The 333-nt window shown below is 70.6% G+C and carries 1 protein-coding gene; it reads left to right on the plus strand.

The window, feature by feature from the left end; all coding sequences use genetic code 11:
- Window positions 1-333, plus strand: a 333-nt coding sequence (locus H074_RS19300) for a GNAT family N-acetyltransferase (protein WP_007031729.1), incomplete at both ends; no start/stop codon positions are given.

Raw genomic sequence — 333 nt, forward strand, 5'->3', positions numbered from 1 at the left:
CCCAGGCCGCGGACATTGTCGCCTGCTTCGCGCTCGCCGGCGCCGACCCTGCCTTCTGGACCCCAGCCGAAGCCGCCCAACCCGCGCTCTACCTGTACAAATTCATTCTCCGCAGCGACCGCCGCGGCTACGGCCTCGGCGAAGTCCTGCTCGACTGGTGCGCACAACGCGCCGCCGACACCGGCGCCCGCTGGCTCCGCCTCGACTGCTGGCGCACCAACACCGGCCTGCACAACTACTGGCTCCGCCACGGCTTCCGCCAGCTCGACATCCGCGAACACCCCGTCCGCAACTCCGGCGCGCTGTTCGAACGCGACGCAGACACCCAGCTCG

The organism is Amycolatopsis decaplanina DSM 44594 (genome assembly GCF_000342005.1).
Classification (GTDB): Bacteria; Actinomycetota; Actinomycetes; order Mycobacteriales; family Pseudonocardiaceae; genus Amycolatopsis; species Amycolatopsis decaplanina.